The following is a 20,580-nucleotide window of genomic DNA, read 5'->3' as shown; positions in this document are numbered from 1 at the left end:
ACACCGGAGTGCGTCATGCCGTCCCATCTCTCCGCGGACCGCCCAGCCGCCCAGCCGCCGGGGCGCGGCTCCGTCGAGGCGCTGATATCGCAGGCCCGGCGGCTCAGGGGCGACGTGGACGCCGTGCGGCGGGACACCCGGGACGATGTGACGAACCCGCGGGGCCGCTGGCAGCGTGCCCTGTGCGACCTGGCGCTGCGTCAGCTCCACGACCTCGACGAGCACTTGTCCCAGCTGCGGGACGGGCCGGAGCCCGCGCCCCGGCCCGGTTCGCTGCTCAGCCGGGTCGGCTGCGCGGAATGGAATCTGCTGACCGACGGGGCCGACTGGTCCGGGGAGCTGTACCAGATCCTCGGCCGTGACCCCGCCACTCCCCCGCTCACCCTCGACGAGCTGCCGTCCCTCGTCCTCGACGCCGACCGGCCGAAGCTCACGGCGATGGTCACGGACTGTCTCGTCGACGCCCGGCCCATCGACGGCGAGTTCCGCATCGTGCGCCCCGACGGTGACGTACGGCTCGTCCACATGATGGGCGAGCCCGTGCTCGACGCCGACGGCAGCACCGTGTCCATGTGGGCGGTGCTGCGCGACGTCAGCGAACTGCGCCGCAGCCAGCGGGTGGTGAGCGAGACCCGTGACTCGCTCCAGGGCCACCCGCAGGACGCGGGGACCGGGAAACGGGAGGCCGCGGTCCCTCCGCGGCACGGCCTCCCGCGGTTCCCCCGACAGGAACGACCGGGCCTGGACCTCGCCGGCGGGTACCTGCCCTCCGCGGTGTCCGCGCCCGGCACGGGCTGGTACGACGCCTGCCCGCTCGGCGACGGCGACACCCTGCTCGGCGTCGGCGAGTTCACCGGCCCCGCCACCGGCGAGGCGGCGGGCACGGCGATGCTGATCGGCGCCCTGCGGGGCATGGCCGCCGTGGCGGAGACCCGGCCCGAGGAGTTACTGAGCCGGCTCGCCCCCTTGCTCGACGCCGCCGCCCTGCCGCCCCTGCACACCGCCGTGTGCTGCGCCTACCGGACCGCGACCCGCACCCTGCGGTGGGCGCACACCGGACACCCCGCCCCGCTGCTCTTCCGCAACGGAACGGGGCGCAGGCTGGACGGGCAGCCCGAAGAGACCCTCCAGGCGGGCGATCTGCTGCTCCTGTACACCGGCGCACTGGTGCCGGGGCACGGCGGGGCGGCAGCGGTGAACCGTCTCCTCGCCCTGGCCCCGCGTCTGGCCGGGGCCCGCTCGGCGCAGGACGGCGTGGGCATGGTGACGCGGGAGTTCGACGGAAGCGGCGGTACCGGACGCGAGCACGAAGCCTGCGTACTGGTCGCCCGGGTGACGTCCTAGGAAACGGCGCCGCCCGCTAGGCCTGTGCGCTGTTGCCGCTCCTCCCCTTCGCCTTCGGCAGCGCCAGCTTGATCTCCTCCCGCAGTTCCTGGATCTTCGGGTAGCTCGCGTACTCGGCGGTGAGCCGGTACATCTGGCGCAGCCGGTCCCAGGTGCGCTGGGACGAGTTGGAGCCCATCGACATCAGGGCCAACCGGGCGTAGCGGTCGGCCTGTTCCGGGTCGTCCGCGATGAAGCAGGCCGATGCCATGGACAGATGGTCGAAGATCTTCGACCGCTCTCGGCCGTCGACCCTCAGCTCCAGCGCCTTCTCGGCGTAGTACTGGGCGTGCACCGCCGCACCCGGGTCGAACTCCGCCAGGGTGCGGTAGGCGAGCGCCGTCATGCCGTACAGATCCTCGTCCTTGAAGGTCTGCATCCAGTCCGGCGGTTCGGTGTCGTTCCGGTCGGAGACGAACAGGTCCTCGGCCCGGCCGAGCGTGCGGCGCATCGCCTGGCCCTTGCCCATGGACGCCTGCGCCCACGCCTCGATGGTGTGGAACATCGCCTGGGTGCGCGGCAGCAGCCGCTCGCCCGAGCCGGACGTGGCGAGCTTCATCAGGTCCAGCGCGTCGTCGGGCCGGCCCAGGTGCACCATCTGGCGGGCCGCCCGGGAGAGCGCCTCCCCGGCCCGGGGCCGGTCACCGCCCTCGCGTGCGGCATGGGCGGCGATGACGAAGTACTTCTGTGCCGTCGGCTCCAGGCCGACGTCGTGCGACATCCAGCCGGCGAGGACGGCGAGATTGGCGGCGACACCCCAAAGGCGCCGCTGCAGGTGGGGTGGATGGTGGTAGGCGAGCATGCCGCCCACCTCGTTGAGCTGGCCCACCACGGCCTTGCGCTGGAGCCCGCCGCCACGGGCGGCGTCCCAGGCGCGGAACACCTCGACCGAGCGCTCCAGTTCCTCGATCTCCTGCGACCCGATGGGGGCGGCCTCGTAGCGGTCGAACCCGGCGGGGTCGGCGTGCAGGGGGTGGTCGAGGTCGGGAGCGTCGGCAGCCAGGGCAGGGTCGGTGTGCAGCCAGTCGTGCATGGCGCTGCTGAGTGCGGATCCCGCGGCGAGCGCGGCGCCCGCGCCCACCAAGCCGCGTCGGTTGAGCATGAGGTCCATTCCCGTGAATTCGGTGAGGACCGCAGCGGTCCGTTCGGGCGCCCACGGCACTCCGTCGGGATGTTCGGAACTCCCGCCGCCCTGCCGTTTACCCGCACGCCCGTGCCGTACCAGACCGAGGTCCTCGATGGTCACGACACGGCCGAGACGCTCGGTGAACAGGACCGCCAGCACCCGTGGCACCGGATCGCGCGGGATCTCTCCCATGTCGATCCACCGCCGCACCCGCGAGGTGTCGGTCGCCAGCTGGGGGTGGCCCATGGCCGCCGCCTGCCGGTTGACCAGCCTCGCGAGCTCCCCCTTGGACCAGCCGGCCAGGCCGAACAGGTCCGACAGGCGGGTGTTGGGTTGTCCGCTCACGTCAAGCCCCCAGGTTCTCGGCTGACTTGACACTAGCCCGGGGAGAGATGCCGGGCGACTATTCGCCACCGTTCGCCAGGGTGCGCCAGATGGTGTGCCAGGGGCCGACGGGTGTCAGGTAGGAACGCGCCACCCCGACCCGGTCGCCGCGGGGACACTCCCCAGGGTGCCCCTCCGGCCGCCGGGCGGGTGGGCGCAACGGCTCCATCGGACAGGTACGGCCTTCGACGGACGTGGCCTGTCAGGCAGGCACAGCAGGCACACGAAGGGATCTGTCTCGCCCATGTACGCAGCATCGTCCTCCGTGTCCGCCCCGCCCCGGTCGCTGCACCCCCGCCCGGCGGCGGGCGGCGGCCCCTACCTCGCCCCCGCGCGTCCGGCGGCCCCCGTGCTCGGGGCGGGCAGGGCGCGGCGCGGCGCGGTCCCCGGCACGCAACCGCTCAGCGGGAGAATCGACTTGTCCGGCGCTCAGGGCGCCCAGCTGCGCACGGCGATCGCCTCCGTGCACCGGATCTGCCCGGAGTTCGCCCCGGTGCAGGTGCTGCGCCGCAGCGGGCGGTCCGTGCTGCTGGTCGGAACGACCGGGCGCAGCACGGCGGTCGCCAAGTGTTTACTGGACCACTCCCCCGCGTGGGCGGAGCGGATCCGGCACGAAATAGTGGCATACCGCTCGTTCGTCCGGCACCGTCCTCCGGTACGGGTGCCGAGGCTGATCGCGGCGGATCCGGACAACTGCACACTGGTCATCGAGCGGATGCCCGGCCGGCCCGCCGCCCTGCAGCGGCACCCGCTGGAGGCCCCGCCGCGGGCGGACATCAGGGCGGCGCTCGGCGCCATCTGCCGGCTGGGCGCCTGGCGGCCGCCGGCGGGCACCTTCGACGCCCCTCTGGACTACGGGGCGCGGATCTCCCGGTACCACGAGCTGGGGCTGCTCACCGACCGGGACCTGGGAGACCTGCAGAAACTGCTGCACGGCATCGCCCAGGCGGCCGGGCGCCAGGGCATGGGCCAGTTCTGCCACGGTGACGCGCTGCTGTCCAACATCCTCATGTCGCCGGCCGGTCCGGTGCTGGTGGACTGGGAGCACGCGGGCTGGTACCTGCCGGGGTACGACCTGGCGACGCTGTGGGCGGTCCTCGGGGACGCGCCGGCGGCCCGGCGGCAGATCAGCCAGATCGCCCAGTCGGGGGGACCGGCCGCGCGCGACGCGTTCCTGGTGAACCTGATGCTGGTGCTGACCCGGGAGATCCGCACGTACGAGACGGCGGTGCAGCGTTCGATGCACGACACGGCCCCGGCGGCGCCGGGTGCGGCCCACCCGGGTGCCGCACCGTCCGGCGAGGAACAGCGGCTGCTGCTGCGGCGGCTGCACGACGACTGCCAGCTGGCCCGGCGGGCCGTGCGCGCGGCGGTCGGCACTCGCTGACGGAGACCCAGGTCCGCGGTGTGCCCGAACCGGGCGCACCGCGGACTTTTGTGTCTCCGGGCATCCGGCGTGGCCATTGGTGTACGCCAGTGACGCCGCGCAGGCCCGTGGGCCGCCGCCACGAAACTCGCCCAACCCCCTGTTGACGTGGGAAATCGCCGTCGCTCCTGCATGATTGACGGATCGTCGGACTGCCGGGTACCACTGACGGACGCCCGGCCCCGCACGCCCCGCCACGCCCGACCGTCACAGGAGGCTGCATTGCGAGGTACCGCCACCGTCCCCGATCCCGCCCCCGGCGGCAGACGCGTCCGCACCGCCGCCGGCGCCCTGGCCGCCGCGGCGCTGCTGCTGCCGCTGCTCGGCGCGGCCCCGTCCACCGCACGGCCGTCCGACACCCAACCGTCCCCGGAGAGCCTCCAGCGGGCGTTCGCCGTCGCGGCGGCCGAGTACCACGTGCCGCAGAGCGTTCTGCTGGGCGTCTCCTACCTCCAGTCCCGCTGGGACGCCCACGGCGGCGCACCGAGCGTGACCGGCGGCTACGGCCCGATGCACCTCACCGACGCCCGCACGGCACTGGCCGGGGCGTCGCACCACAGCGAGGGCACCGAGGACCCGCGCGGCGACGACGCCCGCGCCGCCCTGCGCCCCGGTCAGGCACCGCTCCCCGAGACGGCGGACCTGCCGGCCCGGCTGACGACACTGCCGAAGGCGGCCGAGCTGACCGGGCTCAGCCCCGAGGACCTGCGCACCGACCCGGCCGCCAACGTGGCGGGCGGCGCCGCGCTGCTCGCCGCCATCCAGCGGGAGCTGGGCGAGCCGCCGAGCGACGACCCGGCGGACTGGTACGGGGCGGTGGCCCGGTTCTCGGGCGCGGACGACTCCGCGACGGCGGCGGCGTACGCGAACGACGTGTACGAGGTGATCCGCGGCGGCGAGGAACGCACCACGGACGCCGGGCAGCGGGTCGTCCTGACCCCCCTGCCGGAGGTGGCACCCGAGACAGGGCAGCTGCGGCGGGCGGATCTGCGCCCCGCCTCGGCCGACGGCACCGAGTGCCCGACGACGGTGTCCTGCGAGTGGATCCCGGCGCCCTACCAGGAGTTCGGGGCGGGCGACTACGGCAACCACGACCTGGGCGACCGGCCCGCGTCCCAGTCCGTCCGGTACATCGTCGTGCACGACACGGAGGGTGCCTGGGACGGGGTCCTGAACATGGTCCAGGACCCGACGTACGTGTCGTGGCACTACACGCTCCGCTCCACCGACGGCCACATCGCCCAGCATGTGAAGGGCAAGGACGTGGCCTGGCACGCGGGCAACTGGTACGTCAACGCGGGGTCGATCGGCCTGGAGCACGAGGGCTTCCTCGCGGAGCCGGACGCCTGGTACACGGAGGCGATGTACCGCTCGTCGGCGCGGCTGGTGAAGTACCTGGCCAAGAAGTACGACGTCCCGCTGGACCGGCAGCACATCCTGGGCCACGACAACGTGCCCGGTCCGACGGCCGGGACGGTCCCGGGCATGCACACCGACCCGGGCCCGTACTGGGACTGGCGGCACTACTTCCAGCTGCTCGGCCGCCCCTTCGAGCCGAGCGCCGGCAAGAACGCCGCCCTGGTGACGATCCGCCCCGACTACGCCGCCAACCGGCCGGAGTACACCGGCTGCGAGGCCAAGGGCGTGCCGTGCGCGGCGCACGGTTCGAGCGAGGTGCGGCTGTACTCCGACCACGACGTGAACGCGCCCCTGATCAAGGACGTCGGCCTCGGCACCACGCCGACCACCGGGGTGAACGACCTGTCCTCCCGGGTCTCCACCGGCCAGCAGTACGCGGTGGCCGACCGCTGGGGCGACTGGACCGCCATCTGGTACCTGGGCCAGAAGGCCTGGTTCCACAACCCGGAGAAGAATCCGGCGGCCGTCCCCGCCTCGGGCCGGCTGGTCACTCCCCGGGAGGGCCTGGACAGCGTCCCCGTGTACGGGCGCGCGTACCCGGAGAAGGAGGCCTACCCGGCGGGCGTGCCGGCCCAGGCCGTGTCCCCGCTGCCGTACAGGCTGCCGAAGGGCCAGCGGTACGTGGTCGGTGACACGGTGCCCGGCGAGTACTACTACGCGGTGACCTTCGACGAGTCGTCGCACCGGGTGGTGGTCGGCCAGGACCAGTACTACGAGATCCAGTACGGCCACCGGGTCGCGTATGTGCGCGCCGCCGACGTGACACTCGTGTCCGCCGGGAAGTAGCCGGGTCAGCCCTGCTGGAAAAGCTCCGCCGGGAGCGGCTTCAGCAGGGCGTACAGGTCGTCGGTGATGGGGCGGTCCCAGGCGGCGATCGTCACCAGGACCTTGTCGCTCCGGTCGAACTGGACGCAGGAGATCCGGCTCTCGGAGAGCTTCAGACGGCGCACGATCAGCAGGTTGTCGCCCTGCATGACGGGCACGTCCTCGCTGCCGACGACCGTCACCTCCTCGTCGTTCTCCAGCGCCAGCAGCAGCTGGCCGACCTCGAACGGGATCTGTCCCTCCGGGACGTCGCGGGCGGGCGAGCCCTCCGGCAGGTTGCCGATGATCATCGCGGGGCCGCGGCCGCCGAACAGGTCGTAGCGCAGGAAGACGCCCTGGCAGCTGCCGTCGGGCGCGGGGAGCAGCCCGGCGCCCAGGTTCCCGGGCCAGTCGCCCGGGTCCATGGCCAGTACGTCGAAGTCGGGCCCGGCGGGCGTGGCACTGCGGCGGCGGAGGAACGACATGCCGCCAATGGTACGTGCCCGGCACGCGCGAACGGCGTGCGGGCGGGTGCCGATCCGGCTGCGCGGCCCTCTCGCGCCGTTCGCGGCGAGGACGCCTCGGGCCCGGTCGCCGCGAGAGCACCCACGCCGCTCGCGACACGGGCGTTCCACGAGGAACCAACGCACGCGGCAGGCCCGGCGGCCCACCGCCGCTCGGCCCCCACGCGGCTGTGGGTCAGGGACTGCGCGAGGACCGTGCGAGGTGAGGCCGACGCGCGGTGCACGGACTCCTGGCGCACGGCGGTTCCTGTCCCACGGCCCTGCCCGCACCCGAGGCGCCGGAACGCGGCGGCCGCCAAGTCGGAGGCGGACCGGGCCTCACCGCCGGTAAGGCCGCCGGGCGAGCCCCGGCAGGGTGTTGGGGGTGGGCGCAGACACGGACCTGTGCGGCCGCTCGGCGGGGCGGGCCCACCGTGTCCGCCGGTGGGACGGTGGGGGTGAGCAGGACGTGCCTGGCAGGCGGGCCAAGACACCGACGACCGGCAGGCCGGACGGCCGCGGCCTGGTCAGTCCCCGGGCGGGGCCACGCCTGGGACGACGGCGGGGACCACCTCACCGTTGGTCGGGCGGGGGGTGACCCGTGCCGTGGGCCGGCGGGCCGGGCGTGTCCGCCGGGCGGGGCGTGGCGCCGACGACCGGTGCGCCGGAGGGCGGCGTGGGGCGGGCACCCCTCGGGCGGGGCCGCCTGCGAAGCGGCGTGACCGGCCGCGTCGGCGGCGAGGCGGCCGGCCGGCGCCGGTCGGGCGGGTGCGTGTGGACCCGTGCGGTCGGTCGGCGGGACGGGTGTGCCGTGGGCGAGACCACCGTGTCCGCCGGGCGGGCGTGGCTCCGATGGCCGGGGCCGCGTCGGGTGGTCACTCCTCGGGCGGGGCCGGGGGTACGACCGCGATCGGGGCGGCGGCGTGCAGCAGGACGGCGTGGGTGACCGAGCCCATCATCCGGGCGGGCGCCAGCAGGCGCCTGCGGTGCCGGCCGACGACGACCAGTTCGGCGTCGCGGGACGCGGCGACGAGGTTGCCGGCGGCGTCGCCGGGCACGACGTACGACTCGGCGCGGACGTCGGGGTGGCGTTCCCGGTACGGGGCGAGGAAGCCGTCCGCGAGGACCCGGGTCTCGCTCTCGATGGCCACCTCGTCGATCACCGGGGGCACGACCTGGCCGGCGGCGACCCAGGGGTGCACCGGCCACGGGTAGGCGGCGACCACCTGGAGGCGGGCGCCGCGCAGCGCGGCCTCGGTGAAGGCGAAGGACAGCGTGGCCTCGTCGGGGCTGTCCACCTGCAGTCCGGCGACCACCCGGGGGCCGGGCTCCGCCGGTGCCTCGCCGTGCACCTCGCGGCCGGGCCGGGGCACGACGACGACGGGGCACTCGGCGTCCCGGGCGGCGGCCATGCCGTTGGAGCCCAGCAGGAGGCTCGCGAAACCACCCCGGCCCCGGGAGCCGAGCACCATCAGCTGGGCGCCTGCACCCAGCTCGGGCAGCAGGGCGCCCGGTACGCCCTCCATACCGATGTACTCGGTCACCAGCCCGTCGGCCTTGTCCTGAAGGTGGGTGCGGGCCTGGTCGAGCACCTCGTCCTCGCCGAGGTCCGGGGGTTCGGCGACCGGGATGTCGGGCTGTGCCCACGCGGGGTACTGCCGCACGTGGACGACCCGCAGCGGCGCCTCGCGCCGACGGGCGGCGTCGAGGGCCCAGTCCAGGGCATGCAGGCTGTCGTCCGAACCGTCGACCGCCGCGATGACCGGCAGGGTGCTCATGGGTTCCTCACCTCCGGAGTGCGACCTTCCCCCTCCCGGCGCCAGCCTCGCTCAGGCATCGGCTCCGGAAGGGTGCTCATGGTCGCGTGTCCGGAAAAACGCGTGGAACACCCCCGGATCGGCCGGACGGCTCGCCCGGGCCCCGGCCGGTCACGTGAGGTCGAACTCCCCCTCCCGCGCGCCCGACACGAAAGCGCCCCACTCCGCGGGGGTGAAGATCAGGGAAGGGCTTTCCGGGCGGCCGCTGTTCCGCATCGCGATGAACCCCTCGACAAAGGCGATCTGGACATCCCCCAGGCCACGGCTGCTGGACTGCCACTGCGCGTTGCTGAGGTCCAGCTCGGGCTTGTCCCAGCCCGTGAGCGAGCGCTGCTGGGTGGTGGTCTCGGCCACGTCCGTGCTCCTCCCGATTCGTCGTCCGCGGCCAGCCTAGCGATCGGGTCCGACCGCCAACAGGCCACCTGAGCCGTACCTTTCCCCGGATCCGTCCCCGGGAGTCCCACGCGTCCCGCGGAGCGGAACAGGCCGGGTCCGCTCAGTCCTGTCCGAGGAAGGCCAGGACACGCCGTACGAACCACTCGGGGTCGTCCAGCCACGGGTAGTGCCCGGCACCGGGCTGGACCGCGGTCTCGGCGCGCGGGAACGCCGCGGCGGTGCGGCGGGCCAGTTCCGGGCGCGGGCCGCCGTCGAGTTCGCCGGCGAGGACGAGGACGGGGGCGGTGCACCGGGCGAGGGCGGCGCGGGTCGCGGGCGGGTCGTAGGCGCCCGGGGAGCCGTAGACTCCGGCGGCCTCGTCGTTGAACTCCTCGTCGCCGCGCGCGTCGTGCTCCCGGGCCGTGTCGTCCCAGCGCCCGTAGAAGAACGGGGCGAACGCCGGGTCGTGGTCGCCGGTGCCCGCCAGCCAGCTCCGGTACGCCTCGAAGGCGTCCTCGAACCACGGTTCGCCCTTGCGCAGCAGCGCCGCCGCCAGCCGGTCCTCCGCCGTCGCCGGCATGCCCAGCGCCCACGGCGTGGCGGTGACCAGCGCGAGCCGGGACACGCGCGCCGGGTGGCGGGCGGCGTACAGCATCGCGAGGCTGCCACCCGCCGAGTGCGCGAGCACGTCCATGCGCTCCAGGCCGAGGTGGACGCGGAGCGCCTCCACGTCGTCCACGAGCCGGTCGCAGCGGTACGTCGCCGGGTCCGCCGGGGCGGCGGAGTCGCCGGTGCCGCGCAGGTCGAGCAGGATCAGCCGGCGGTGGGCCGCCAGCCCGCCGAGGTCTCCCAGGTAGGCGGAGGCCCGCATGGGGCCGCCGGGCAGGACGACCAGCGGGTCGCCGTCGCCCCGGACGTGGTGGGCGAGGCGGGTCCCGTCGTACGCGGTGAAGGAGATCGGCACGGCGCCGATCCTCGCCCGCGGGCCGGCCGGCCGCAACGGAGTTGCCGGCGTCCGGCAGAAAGTGCCGGACGGACTCTTGCCTGCGCGCAGGCCGCCTGCGTTACTGATCCACAGCACCTCGACCGAATGATCGGTCGCCCGGAATGATGTGGTTGGCGAGGGAGACGTGCCGATGGCGGACGCGACGACGGACCTGCTGGACCCGGGGGAACGGCTCGACGCCGGGGCGCTGCGGGCGCTGCAGCTGGACCGGCTGCGGGCGTCGCTGCGGCGGGCGTACGAGAACGTGCCCTTCTACCGTGAGTCCTTCGACAAGGCCGGAGTGCGCCCGGAGGACTGCCGTTCGCTCGCCGATCTGGCCCGCTTCCCCTTCACCACGAAGGCGGACCTCAGGGAGAACTACCCGTACGGGATGTTCGCGGTGCCACGGGAGCGCGTCCGCCGCCTGCACGCCTCCAGCGGCACGACGGGGCGCCCCACGGTCGTCGGCTACACCGACGGCGACCTGTCGGTGTGGGCGGACATGGTGGCCCGTTCGCTCCGCGCGGCCGGTGCCCGGCCCGGGGACGTGGTGCACGTGGCGTACGGCTACGGGCTGTTCACCGGCGGGCTCGGCGCGCACTACGGCGCGGAGCGGCTGGGGTGCACGGTGATCCCCGCCTCCGGTGGCATGACGGCCCGCCAGGTTCAGTTGATCCAGGACCTGAGGCCCACGGTCATCATGGTGACCCCCTCCTACATGCTCACGCTCCTGGACGAGTTCGAGCGGCAGGGCGTCGATCCGCGCGGCACGTCCCTGCGCGTGGGTGTCTTCGGTGCCGAGCCGTGGACCGAGGAGATGCGGCGGGAGATCGAGGACCGGTTCGCGATCGACGCGGTCGACATATACGGGCTGTCGGAGGTGATCGGCCCGGGCGTCGCGCAGGAGTGCGTGGAGACCAAGGACGGCCTGCACGTCTGGGAGGACCACTTCTATCCGGAGGTCGTCGACCCGGTCACCGGGGAGGTGCTGCCCGAGGGGGCGGAGGGCGAGCTGGTCTTCACCTCGCTGACCAAGGAGGCGATGCCCGTCGTCCGGTACCGGACGCGGGACCTGACGCGGCTGCTGCCGGGCACGGCGCGGGTGTTCCGGCGGATGGAGAAGGTCACGGGCCGCAGCGACGACCTGGTGATCCTGCGGGGCGTGAACCTCTTCCCCACGCAGGTCGAGGAGATCGTGCTGCGCACGCCGGGCGTCGCGCCCCATTTCCAGCTGCGGCTCACCCGGGAGGGACGCCTCGACGCCCTCACCGTGCGGGCCGAGGCCCGCCCGGACGCGGGCCCCAAGGTGCGGGAGGAGGCCGCGCGGGCCATCGCGGCGGGGGTGAAGGAGGGCATCGGGGTCTCGGTCGGCGTGGAGATCGTCGATCCGGAGTCGCTGGAGCGGTCGGTGGGGAAGATCCGGCGGATCGTGGATCTGCGGCCGCGCGGGGCGCTCTAGGAACCGGCGAAGCGGTCCCGCAGCTCCCGTTTGAGGATCTTGCCGCTGGCGTTGCGGGGCAGCTCGTCCACGAAGAGCACCCGCTTGGGTGCCTTGAAGGCGGTGAGCTTCTCGCGGACGTGGGCGATCAGGTCCTCCTCCGTGACCTCTGCGCGTGTGACGACGACCGCCGTGACGGCCTCGATCCACCGCTCGTCGGGCAGCCCGACCACGGCCGCCTCGGCGACGGCCTCGTGCGTGTACAGGGCGTCCTCGACCTGGCGGGAAGCGATCAGGACGCCCCCGGAGTTGATGACGTCCTTGACCCGGTCGACGATCGTGAAGTAGCCGTCCGCGTCCCGCACGGCGAGGTCGCCGGAGTGGAACCAGCCGCCGCGGAACGCCTGTCGTGTCTCCTGCGGCTTGTCCCAGTACCCCTCGCACAGCTGCGGTGAGCGGTACACGATCTCGCCGGGTGTGCCGTCGGGCACATCCCTGCCGTCCGGGTCGACCACGCGGGCCTCCACGAACAGGACGGGCCGGCCGCAGGAGTCCATCCGGCCCTCGTGTTCGTCGGAGCCCAGGACGGTGGCGAGGGGGCCGATCTCGCTCTGTCCGAAGCAGTTGTAGAAGGCGAGACCCGGCAGGCGCTCGCGCAGCCGCTCCAGGACGGGCACCGGCATGATCGAGGCACCGTAGTACGCCTTGCGCAGGCCGGCGAGGTCGCGGGTGGCGAAGTCGGAGCGGTTCGCGAGGCCGATCCACACCGTGGGGGGCGCGAACAGGCTGTCCACCCGGCCGGCCTCGATCAGGTCGAAGAGCCGGTCGCCGTCGGGCGCGTCGAGGATGATGTTCGTCGCGCCGACCGTGAGACAGGGCAGCAGGAAGACGTGCATCTGCGCCGAGTGGTAGAGGGGCAGCGCGTGCACCGGGCGGTCGTCCGCGCCGATGTCGAGGGCGGTGACGGCGCTCAGGTACTCGTGCACCAGTGCCCGGTGGGTCATCATCGCGCCCTTGGGCAGCGCGGTGGTGCCCGAGGTGTACAGCAGTTGCACCAGGTCCTCGCCGCCCGGTTCCGGGCCGTCGTACGCGGGAGCGGTGGCCAGCCGGGCGAGCAGCGAGTCGTCGGCGTCGCGCAGCGGGAGCCTGCGGACGCCGACGGGGAGCCGGCCGGCGAGGTCGGGGTCGGCGAGGACCAGCGTGCTGCCGGACTGGCGGACGAGGTAGGCGAGGTCGTCGCCGGTCAGGTTCTGGTTGACCGGCACGTGCACCAGGCCCGCCCGGGCGCAGGCGAGGAAGCCGATGAGGTAGGCGTCCGAGTTGTGGCCGTAGGCGCCGACCCGGTCCCCGGGGGACAGTCCCAGCCCCAGCAGGACGCTCGCCGCGCGGGAGACCGCGGTGTCGAGTTCCTCGTAGGTCCAGCGGCGGTCGCGGTACTCCACCGCGACGCGCGCCGGAGTGCGCCGGGCGCTGCGCCGCAGCACCCCGTCGACCGTGCTGCCGTGTCCGGGCGTCATGACAGCCGATCCTCGGTCGGCCTCCCGGGAAGGTCAAGACTCCCGTGCGCCGCCGGTGCCGGGCCGTCGCGCCGGTGCCGGACTCACATGAGAACCCCGCCCACCCCGCTGCGTCCGTCGGGGACGCCTGCGAGGCTGACGACGGTCTGCTCGCGGACCCCCTCGCCGAGCACGCCGGCCAGGGCGTCGGTGATGGCGGCGACGAGGCGGGCGGGCGCTTCGGGGACCCGCGGGTGGCGCAGGGCGGGCTCGCGCAGGCTGAATGTGACCAGGGGTGCGTCGGTGTCGGTCGGCACGCCGCCGATGCCGCGCCGGTGCTGCGGGACGCCGATCAGGTCCACGCCGACCAGGCGGCGGAACTCCTCTCCGTAGACGGAACCGACCGCGTCGGCCAGGGCGGCGATCAGCTTGGGCTCGACCGTTCCGTCGAGGGATTCCTCGCGCAGGTGGACGGTGAAGTGGGGCATGGCGGGTCTCCGTTCACGCGATGCGTAGCATGGCGGACAGTTCGCATGAGAAAGCAAAGCATCTTTGACATCAAAGGTAAATGGCGAGGAGCGCACGATGCCGGCACGCGAGGCGCCCGGGACCGGACACGACGGCGGGGACGGACCTGGAGGCGTCGACGACACGATCCGGGCGCTCCTGCTGCTCATGCCGCGTCTGGTGGGCCGGGCCAAGCGGATTCCCGTACCGGAGGCGCTGCGCTCCTCGCGGCTCGCACCGCGCCACCTCTCCCTGCTCGCCTGTCTGCTGTTCGACGGCCCGATGACGGTGAACGAACTGGCGGCGCGACTGGAGGTGGCACCGACGACGGCGAGCCTGCTGATCGGCGACCTGAGCCGGAAGGGGATCCTGGAGCGGCGCGAGGACGAGGCCGACCGGCGCCGCCGGATCGTGGCGATCGCGCCGGAGCAGGAACCCGCCATCCGCGCCTGGCTGGCCCCCGGCGCCGCCGCGTGGCGCACGGCTCTCGATCCACTGACGCCGGCTCAGCGCCGGCTGTTCGTCGACACGTTGCTCGCTTACGAGGCCGCCGTCGGCGACGGCGAGGAACGCGACTGAGCGCGTCCGCGAGGCGCGACAGCCCCGCACGAAGCGCCTGGTGTCCTAGCACTGACATGTACACATACCGACTGGTACGCTCGGCCGCCCCTTCCCCCAATGACGTCGGGAGGCACGATGCGCACCCGCCTGAGACGGTTCGTCGTCACGGCCGTCGCCCTGCTCACCGCCACGACGGCGCTGCCCGCCGCGGCGGCCGAACGGCCCGGTGACCGCCACGAGCATCCGTCCCACGGCGGGCTGTCCGCCGTCATCCGCTACACCGAGTACGGCATTCCGCACATCGTCGCCAAGGACTACGCGAACCTCGGCTTCGGCACCGGCTGGGCGCAGGCCGCCGACCAGGTGTGCACGCTGGCCGACGGTTTCGTGACCGTGCGCGGGGAGCGCTCGCGCCACTTCGGTGCGGACGCGGCCTCCGACCCCTCGCTCTCCTCGGCCACCACGAACCTCTCCAGCGACCTTTACTTCCGGGGAGTGCGCGAGGCGGGCACGGTGGAGAGGCTGCTCGCCGAGCCGGCGCCGCGCGGCCCCGGCCGGGACGTGAAGGAGCTGATGAGGGGCTTCGCGGCGGGCTACAACGCCTGGCTGGAGCAGAACAGGATCACCGACCCGGCGTGCCGCGGCGCCGCCTGGGTGCGGCCGGTGACGGCGCTGGACGTGGCCGCGCGCGGCTTCGCCCTCTCCGTGCTCGGCGGACAGGGACGGGCCGTGGACGGCATCACGGCCGCGCAGCCGCCGGCCGGGGTGGCGGGGACCGCCTCCTCGCGGACACCCGACGCCGAGGCGACCGCGCGGGCCGCCCGGGAGCTCTTCGCCGCGAACGACGCCGACATGGGGTCCAACGCTGTCGCCTTCAGCGGGGCGACGACGGCGAACGGCCGGGGCCTGCTGCTGGGCAATCCGCACTACCCCTGGCAGGGCGGGCGGCGCTTCTGGCAGTCGCAGCAGACCATCCCCGGGCGGCTGGACGTGGCGGGCGGCTCACTGCTCGGCTCGGCGACCGTCTCCATAGGCCACAACGCCCACGTGGCCTGGAGCCACACCGTCGCCACGGGCGTCACCCTCAATCTCCACCAGCTGGCCCTGGACCCGGCGGAGCCCACCGTCTACCTGGTGGACGGCAGGCGCGAGCGCATGACGAAACGGTCCGTCACCGTGGCGGTGGACAACGGCGCACCGGTGACGCGGACCCAGTGGTGGACCCGGTACGGACCGGTGGTCACGTCGCTCGGCGCCTCGCTCCCCCTGCCCTGGACGGCCACCACGGCCTACGCGCTGAACGACCCCAACGCCGCGAACCTGCGCGCCTCCGACACCGCGCTCGGCTTCAGCCGGGCCCGCGGCACGGACGACGTACTGGACGCCCTGCGGCGCACCCAGGGACTGCCGTGGGTGAACACGATCGCCGCCGACGCACGCGGTCGCACCCTGTTCACCCAGTCGCAGGTGCTCCCGCGGATCACCGACGAGCTGGCGCAGGACTGCTCCACGCCGCTCGGCAGGGCGACCTACCCCTCCTCCGGACTGGCGGTCCTGGACGGCTCGCGCGGTGAGTGCGCCCTCGGCCGCGACCGCGACGCCGTGCAGCCGGGGATCTTCGGCCCGGCGAGGATGCCGACGCTGAAGGACGCGCCGTACGCGGAGAACTCCAACGACAGCGCCTGGCTGGCCAACGCCGCCCGGCCGCTGACCGGTTACGAGCGGGTCTTCGGCACCGTCGGCACGCAGCGGTCGATGCGTACCCGGGGCGCGATCGAGGACGTGGCGGCGATGGCCGGCCGGGGCGGCCTGACGGTACGGGACCTGCAGAAGCAGCAGTTCGCCAACCGCGTGCCCGCCGGCGACCTGGTAGCGGCCGACGCGGCGAAGAGCTGCGCCGCGCTGCCCGGCGGCACGGCGAAGGGCAGCGACGGCCGGGTCGTCGACGTCCGGTCCGCCTGCGACGTGCTCGCCTCCTGGGACCGCACCGCGAGCACCGGCAGCCGGGGCGCGCTGCTCTTCGACCGGTTCTGGCGAAAGGTCACGGCAGCCGTCCCCGCCGCGCAGTTGTGGCGGGTGCCGTTCTCGGCCGCCGACCCGGTCGGCACCCCGCACACCCTGAACACCGACGCGCCGGGTTTCGCCACCGCCCTCGCCGACGCGGTCGCCGAACTCCGGGCGGCGGGCATCGCGCTGGACGCGCCTCTCGGTGAGCACCAGTTCGTCGTGCGGGGCGGCACGCGCATCCCCGTCGGCGGCGGCACCGAGTCGCTGGGCGTCTGGAACAAGATCGAGCCCGTCTGGAACCCGGCGCGCGGCGGCTACACCGAGGTGACCACCGGCTCCAGTTACATCCAGGCCGTCGGCTGGGACGGGAGCGGCTGCCCGGTGGCGCGGACGCTGCTGACGTACTCCCAGTCGTCCAACCCGTACTCGCCGCATCACGCCGACCAGACGCGGCTGTTCTCGGAAGGGAGATGGGTGACGTCCCGTTTCTGCGAGCGGGACATCCTCTCCTCGCCCGCGCTCAGGGTCGTCCGCGTGCGCGAACGGTGAACCGCCCGCCCGCCCGGCGACCCGCCGGGCGGGCCGGTCCCGCACGCCGGTCCCGCACGCCCCATTGACACACACCGTCACTGACAGGAAAGTTTCACCCCGCACGGCAATCCCGGAAAGATACTTTCAACTTCGGTACGGGAGGCTCTCGATGGCGGAGCAGGCGGCGAGCGGATTCACCCGTCGGCGACTGGGCGCCGGCGCCCTGGCCCTGGGCGGTGCCCTGGCGATCGCCCCGTTCGCGGCCGGGCCCGCCTCGGCCGCCCCGGACAGGGGCCGCCGCCCCACCCTGCGGCACGGCTCCGCCGAGCGCGCCGGGCTGCTCCCCGGCCATCTGCGGCAACTCGTCGCCGACGCCGAGGCGTTCCTCGGCCCGTCCCCCAAGCACCCCTGGTACGCGGGCGCCGTGCTGCTCGCCGGCCGCGGCGGCACGGTGGCGCTGCACGAGCCGATCGGCATGGCGGTGCGCTACCGGGCGTACGACGAGAAGACCGACACCGGCGTCGAGTTCCCGGCCGACCGTCAGATCCCCATGACCAGGGACACGGTGTTCGACCTCGCGTCGGTGTCCAAGCTGTTCACCTCCATACTCGCCGTGCAGCAGATCGAGCGGGGCGCGCTGGAGCTGGAGGCGCCGGTCGCCTCGTACCTGCCGGAGTTCGGCCGGGCGGGCAAAGAGGCGATGACGGTACGTCAACTCCTGACGCACACCTCGGGGTTCCGCGCCTGGATCCCGCTGTACAGCGCGCCGACGTACGAGGAGAAGGTCCGGCTCGTCTTCGACGAAGCGCCGGTCAGCCCGCCGGGGACCGCCTACCTCTACTCGGACCTGAACCTGATCTCGCTCCAGCTGGTCCTGGAGGAGATCACGGGCAGGGCCCTCGACGTCCTGCTGCGCGAGGAGATCACCGGCCCGCTGGGACTTCGCCGCACCCGCTACAACCCGCCCGCGTCCTGGAGACCGTCGATCGCGGCGACGGAGGACGCCCGCAAGCCCTGGTCCGGCCTCGACCGGGGGCTGGTGTGGGGCGAGGTGCACGACGAGAACGCCTTCAGCCTCGGCGGTGTCGCCGGCCACGCGGGGGTGTTCTCCTGCGCGTGGGACCTCGCGGTCCTCGGCCGGACGCTGCTCAACGGCGGCTCCTACGGCCGGGCGCGCATCCTGCGGCCGGAGTCGGTGGAGCTGATGTTCACCGACTTCAACACCGCCTTCCCCGGGGACGAGCACGGACTCGGCTTCGAGCTGTACCAGCACTGGTACATGGGGGCGATGGCCACCCCGCGCACGGCCGGGCACACCGGCTTCACCGGAACGTCCCTCGTGCTCGACCCGACGACCGACTCGTTCCTCGTCGTCCTGGGCAACTCCGTGCACCCCGTGCGCAGCTGGCGTTCCGGCTCGGCGCCCCGGGTGGCGGCCGCCACCCGCATGGCACGCGCCGTGCCGGTCCGGCCGGCGTACGGACGCACCGCCTGGTTCTCCGGGACGGCGAACGCCACGACGGCGACGCTCACGCTGCCCGCACTGGACGCGTCGGCCGGTGACGCACGACTGCGCTGCGCGCTGTGGTGGGACACGGAGGCGGGGTCGGACGCCCTCGTCCTGGAGGGCTCGGCCGACGGCGGCGCCACCTGGAAGCCCGTGCCCTTCACGACCGCGCGCCGCGGCGAGGCACCGCGGGAGCACCCCGCGGGCTCGGCTTCCGGCTGGTCGGGCCGCGTCTGGCACCGGCTGACGGCGGACCTGCCGGCCGCCCGCGGGCTCACGCTGCGCTGGCGGTACTCGACCGACCGGCTGTACGTGGGCCGCGGGGCGTACGTCGACGGGCTTCGTGTGGAGAGGGCCGGCGACGTCCTGTTCGACGACGCGCGCCCGGCGGACGCGGCGCGGGTCGAGACGCTCGGGTGGGCGCCGTCGGCGGACTAGCGGACCGGGGGTCCGCTGTCGCTACCGGTTGAACACCGCCTTCTGCACTTCGTTCGGGCCGTCGAAGCGGTTCTCCTTGAGGCCGTCGAGTCGGCTCACGACCTTGTCGTCGGCATGGTTCTTGCGGGCGCAGTCGACGAGCGCCTTCTTGTCCGCCGGGTAGTCCATGCCGCTGAGGGCCTTCTGCAGGTCGATGGGGCTGAGGTCGGCCATGACGGGCTCCTTGTCGTACTGGTCGGCTGTGCATGTACGGAATTTCCGTTATGTCGCGGTACCCCGCATGCACCGACGCATGCAGGCCCTCAGCTCTCGCCCGCCTCCAGTACCGCCATGGCCGCGTTGTGCCCCGGCACCCCGCTGACCCCTCCCCCGCGCACCGCGCCCGCCCCGCACAGCAGCACGTTCGCGTGCCCGGTCTCCACGCCCCAGCGGCCCGTGCCCTCCTGGGCGTGGGGCCAGGACAGCTCGCGGTGGAAGATGTTGCCGCCGGGCAGCCGCAGGTCGCGCTCCAGGTCGAGCGGGGTCTTCGCCTCGATGCAGGGGCGCCCGTCGGCGTCGGTGGCGAGGCAGTCCGCGAGGGGCTCGGCGAGATGGGCGTCGAGCTGGGCGAGGGGCGAGGCCAGCAGTTCCTCGCGTACGGCGTCGTTGTCCCGTGCGAACAGCCGTGCGGGCGTGTGCAGGCCGAACAGGGTGAGGGTGTGCATGCCGCGCTCCGCGAGGTCCGGGCCGAGGATCGTGGGATCGGTCAGGGAGTGGCAGTAGATCTCGGAGGGCGGCGCGGCCGGCGGCTGCCCGCCGGCGGCACGGGCGTACGCGGTGGCCAGCTGCTCGTAGCCCTCGGCGACGTGGAAGGTCCCGGCGAACGCCTCGCGCGCCTGAACGGCCGGGTCGCGCAGCGCCGGCAGCCGCTTCAGCAGCATGTTCACCTTGAGCTGGGCGCCCTCGGCGGGCGGGGGCGGAGCCGCGCCGGTCAGGGCCGCCAGCTCCCGCGGGGAGGCGTTCACCAGCACGTGCCGCGCGGCGGCGACGCCCTCGCCGTCGGCCGTGCGGTAGGTGACCTCGGCGGTCCGGCCGTCGGTGTCGATGCGCACCGCCTCGTGGCCGGTGGCGAGCACGGCGCCCGCCGCACGCGCCGTGTCCGCCAGCGCGTCGGTGAGGGCGCCCATGCCGCCGACCGGTACGTCCCAGGCTCCGGTGCCGCCGCCGATCACGTGGTAGAGGAAGCAGCGGTTCTGCTTCAGGGAGAGGTCGTGGGCGTCGGCGAAGGTGCCGATCAGGGCGTCGGTGAGGACCACGCCCCGCACCAGGTCGTCGGCGAAGTGCTCCTCGACGGCGACGCCGATCGGCTCCTCGAACAGGGCCCGCCAGGCCTCCTCGTCGTCGACGCGGCGGCGCAGCTCGTCCCGGGTGGGCAGCGGTTCGGTGAGCGTCGGGAAGACCCGCCGGGCGACGCGGCCGGTCATGCCGTAGAAGCGCTGCCAGGCCGCGTACTCCCGGTCGGAGCCGGTGAGCCGGGCGAAGGACTCCCGGGTCCGCCCCTCGTCCCCGCCGACGAGGAGCCCGGTGGGCCGGCCGTCCCGCACGACGGGCGTGTACGAGGAGACGGTGCGTCCGCGCACCCGGAAGTCCAGGCCCAGGTCCCGCACGATCTTCCCCGGCAGCAGGCTGACCAGGTACGAGTACCGCGACAGCCGCGCGTCGACCCCGGCGAACGGCCGCGTGGACACGGCCGCGCCCCCGGTGTGGCCGAGACGCTCCAGCAGCAGCACGGAGCGCCCGGCGTGGGCCAGGTAGGCGGCGGCGACCAGACCGTTGTGGCCGCCGCCGACGACGACTGCGTCGTAGGAACGGGATGCGCGGTGTGGGGTCATGG

16 protein-coding genes are annotated in these 20,580 nt (G+C 73.8%); 7 read left to right on the top strand and 9 right to left on the bottom strand.

Annotated features, from left to right (window positions below; translation table 11 throughout):
• Nucleotides 1-15 precede the first annotated feature (15 nt).
• Nucleotides 16-1,344 (top strand): PP2C family protein-serine/threonine phosphatase, encoded by a 1,329-nt coding sequence (locus H0H10_RS27115; protein ID WP_188183750.1) that lies wholly within the window; start codon nucleotides 16-18, stop codon nucleotides 1,342-1,344.
• Nucleotides 1,345-1,360: 16 nt separating this feature from the next.
• On the opposite strand, the gene H0H10_RS27110 is transcribed toward H0H10_RS27115, so the two are convergent.
• Nucleotides 1,361-2,854, bottom strand: coding sequence for a DNA-binding protein NsdB (locus H0H10_RS27110; protein ID WP_188183749.1), 1,494 nt, complete (start codon nucleotides 2,852-2,854; stop codon nucleotides 1,361-1,363).
• A gap of 283 nt (nucleotides 2,855-3,137) precedes the next feature.
• Between H0H10_RS27110 and H0H10_RS27105 the strand changes: the two genes are divergently transcribed.
• Nucleotides 3,138-4,280, top strand: a complete 1,143-nt coding sequence (locus tag H0H10_RS27105) for an aminoglycoside phosphotransferase family protein (RefSeq protein ID WP_188183748.1) — start codon at nucleotides 3,138-3,140, stop codon at nucleotides 4,278-4,280.
• A 261-nt stretch (nucleotides 4,281-4,541) separates the two neighbouring features.
• Nucleotides 4,542-6,524, top strand: a complete 1,983-nt coding sequence (locus tag H0H10_RS27100; protein WP_223180492.1) for an N-acetylmuramoyl-L-alanine amidase — start codon at nucleotides 4,542-4,544, stop codon at nucleotides 6,522-6,524.
• A 5-nt stretch (nucleotides 6,525-6,529) separates the two neighbouring features.
• On the opposite strand, the gene H0H10_RS27095 is transcribed toward H0H10_RS27100, so the two are convergent.
• The 4 genes from H0H10_RS27095 to H0H10_RS27080 all read right to left on the bottom strand — a co-directional run bounded on the left by H0H10_RS27095 (nucleotide 6,530) and on the right by H0H10_RS27080 (nucleotide 10,201).
• A complete protein-coding gene (locus H0H10_RS27095) occupies nucleotides 6,530-7,027 on the bottom strand; it encodes a hypothetical protein (RefSeq protein WP_188183746.1) in 498 nt (165 codons plus the stop codon).
• Nucleotides 7,028-7,920: 893 nt separating this feature from the next.
• Nucleotides 7,921-8,823, bottom strand: a complete 903-nt coding sequence (locus H0H10_RS27090; protein WP_188183745.1) for a universal stress protein — start codon at nucleotides 8,821-8,823, stop codon at nucleotides 7,921-7,923.
• Nucleotides 8,824-8,973: 150 nt separating this feature from the next.
• The gene (locus tag H0H10_RS27085) at nucleotides 8,974-9,216 is read right to left on the bottom strand and encodes a DUF397 domain-containing protein (RefSeq protein WP_188183744.1); all 243 of its coding nucleotides are present in this window, start codon (nucleotides 9,214-9,216) and stop codon (nucleotides 8,974-8,976) included.
• Nucleotides 9,217-9,358: 142 nt separating this feature from the next.
• Nucleotides 9,359-10,201: an alpha/beta fold hydrolase gene (locus tag H0H10_RS27080; protein WP_188183743.1), complete on the bottom strand. Its 843-nt coding sequence runs from the start codon at nucleotides 10,199-10,201 to the stop codon at nucleotides 9,359-9,361.
• A gap of 172 nt (nucleotides 10,202-10,373) precedes the next feature.
• Between H0H10_RS27080 and paaK the strand changes: the two genes are divergently transcribed.
• Nucleotides 10,374-11,681, top strand: a complete 1,308-nt coding sequence (paaK, locus tag H0H10_RS27075; protein ID WP_188183742.1) for a phenylacetate--CoA ligase PaaK — start codon at nucleotides 10,374-10,376, stop codon at nucleotides 11,679-11,681.
• Here the strand turns inward: paaK and H0H10_RS27070 are convergent.
• Both H0H10_RS27070 and H0H10_RS27065 read right to left on the bottom strand, forming a co-directional pair.
• Nucleotides 11,678-13,177: an acyl-CoA synthetase gene (locus H0H10_RS27070; RefSeq protein WP_188183741.1), complete on the bottom strand. Its 1,500-nt coding sequence runs from the start codon at nucleotides 13,175-13,177 to the stop codon at nucleotides 11,678-11,680. The genes paaK and H0H10_RS27070 overlap by 4 nt on opposite strands.
• Nucleotides 13,178-13,260: 83 nt before the next feature.
• Nucleotides 13,261-13,644: a tautomerase family protein gene (locus tag H0H10_RS27065; RefSeq protein WP_188183740.1), complete on the bottom strand. Its 384-nt coding sequence runs from the start codon at nucleotides 13,642-13,644 to the stop codon at nucleotides 13,261-13,263.
• A 97-nt stretch (nucleotides 13,645-13,741) separates the two neighbouring features.
• On the opposite strand from H0H10_RS27065, the gene H0H10_RS27060 reads away from it, so the two are divergent.
• The 3 genes from H0H10_RS27060 to H0H10_RS27050 all read left to right on the top strand — a co-directional run bounded on the left by H0H10_RS27060 (nucleotide 13,742) and on the right by H0H10_RS27050 (nucleotide 18,707).
• Nucleotides 13,742-14,242, top strand: a complete 501-nt coding sequence (locus H0H10_RS27060; protein WP_188183739.1) for a MarR family transcriptional regulator — start codon at nucleotides 13,742-13,744, stop codon at nucleotides 14,240-14,242.
• 117 nt (nucleotides 14,243-14,359) lie between these two features.
• The gene (locus H0H10_RS27055) at nucleotides 14,360-16,780 is read left to right on the top strand and encodes a penicillin acylase family protein (RefSeq protein WP_188183738.1); all 2,421 of its coding nucleotides are present in this window, start codon (nucleotides 14,360-14,362) and stop codon (nucleotides 16,778-16,780) included.
• Nucleotides 16,781-16,931: 151 nt separating this feature from the next.
• Nucleotides 16,932-18,707, top strand: a complete 1,776-nt coding sequence (locus H0H10_RS27050; RefSeq protein ID WP_188183737.1) for a serine hydrolase domain-containing protein — start codon at nucleotides 16,932-16,934, stop codon at nucleotides 18,705-18,707.
• 21 nt (nucleotides 18,708-18,728) lie between these two features.
• On the opposite strand, the gene H0H10_RS27045 is transcribed toward H0H10_RS27050, so the two are convergent.
• Together H0H10_RS27045 and H0H10_RS27040 are read right to left on the bottom strand one after the other, a co-directional pair.
• Nucleotides 18,729-18,920, bottom strand: coding sequence for a DUF2795 domain-containing protein (locus tag H0H10_RS27045; RefSeq protein WP_188183736.1), 192 nt, complete (start codon nucleotides 18,918-18,920; stop codon nucleotides 18,729-18,731).
• An 89-nt stretch (nucleotides 18,921-19,009) separates the two neighbouring features.
• Nucleotides 19,010-20,578, bottom strand: coding sequence for a phytoene desaturase family protein (locus H0H10_RS27040; RefSeq protein WP_188183735.1), 1,569 nt, complete (start codon nucleotides 20,576-20,578; stop codon nucleotides 19,010-19,012).
• Nucleotides 20,579-20,580: the final 2 nt, after the last annotated feature.

Source organism: Streptomyces griseicoloratus (assembly GCF_014534645.1).
Lineage (GTDB): Bacteria > Actinomycetota > Actinomycetes > Streptomycetales > Streptomycetaceae > Streptomyces > Streptomyces griseicoloratus.
The sequence above is the reverse complement of the archived record's forward strand: the minus strand, read 5'-3'. Positions and strand labels throughout refer to the sequence as shown.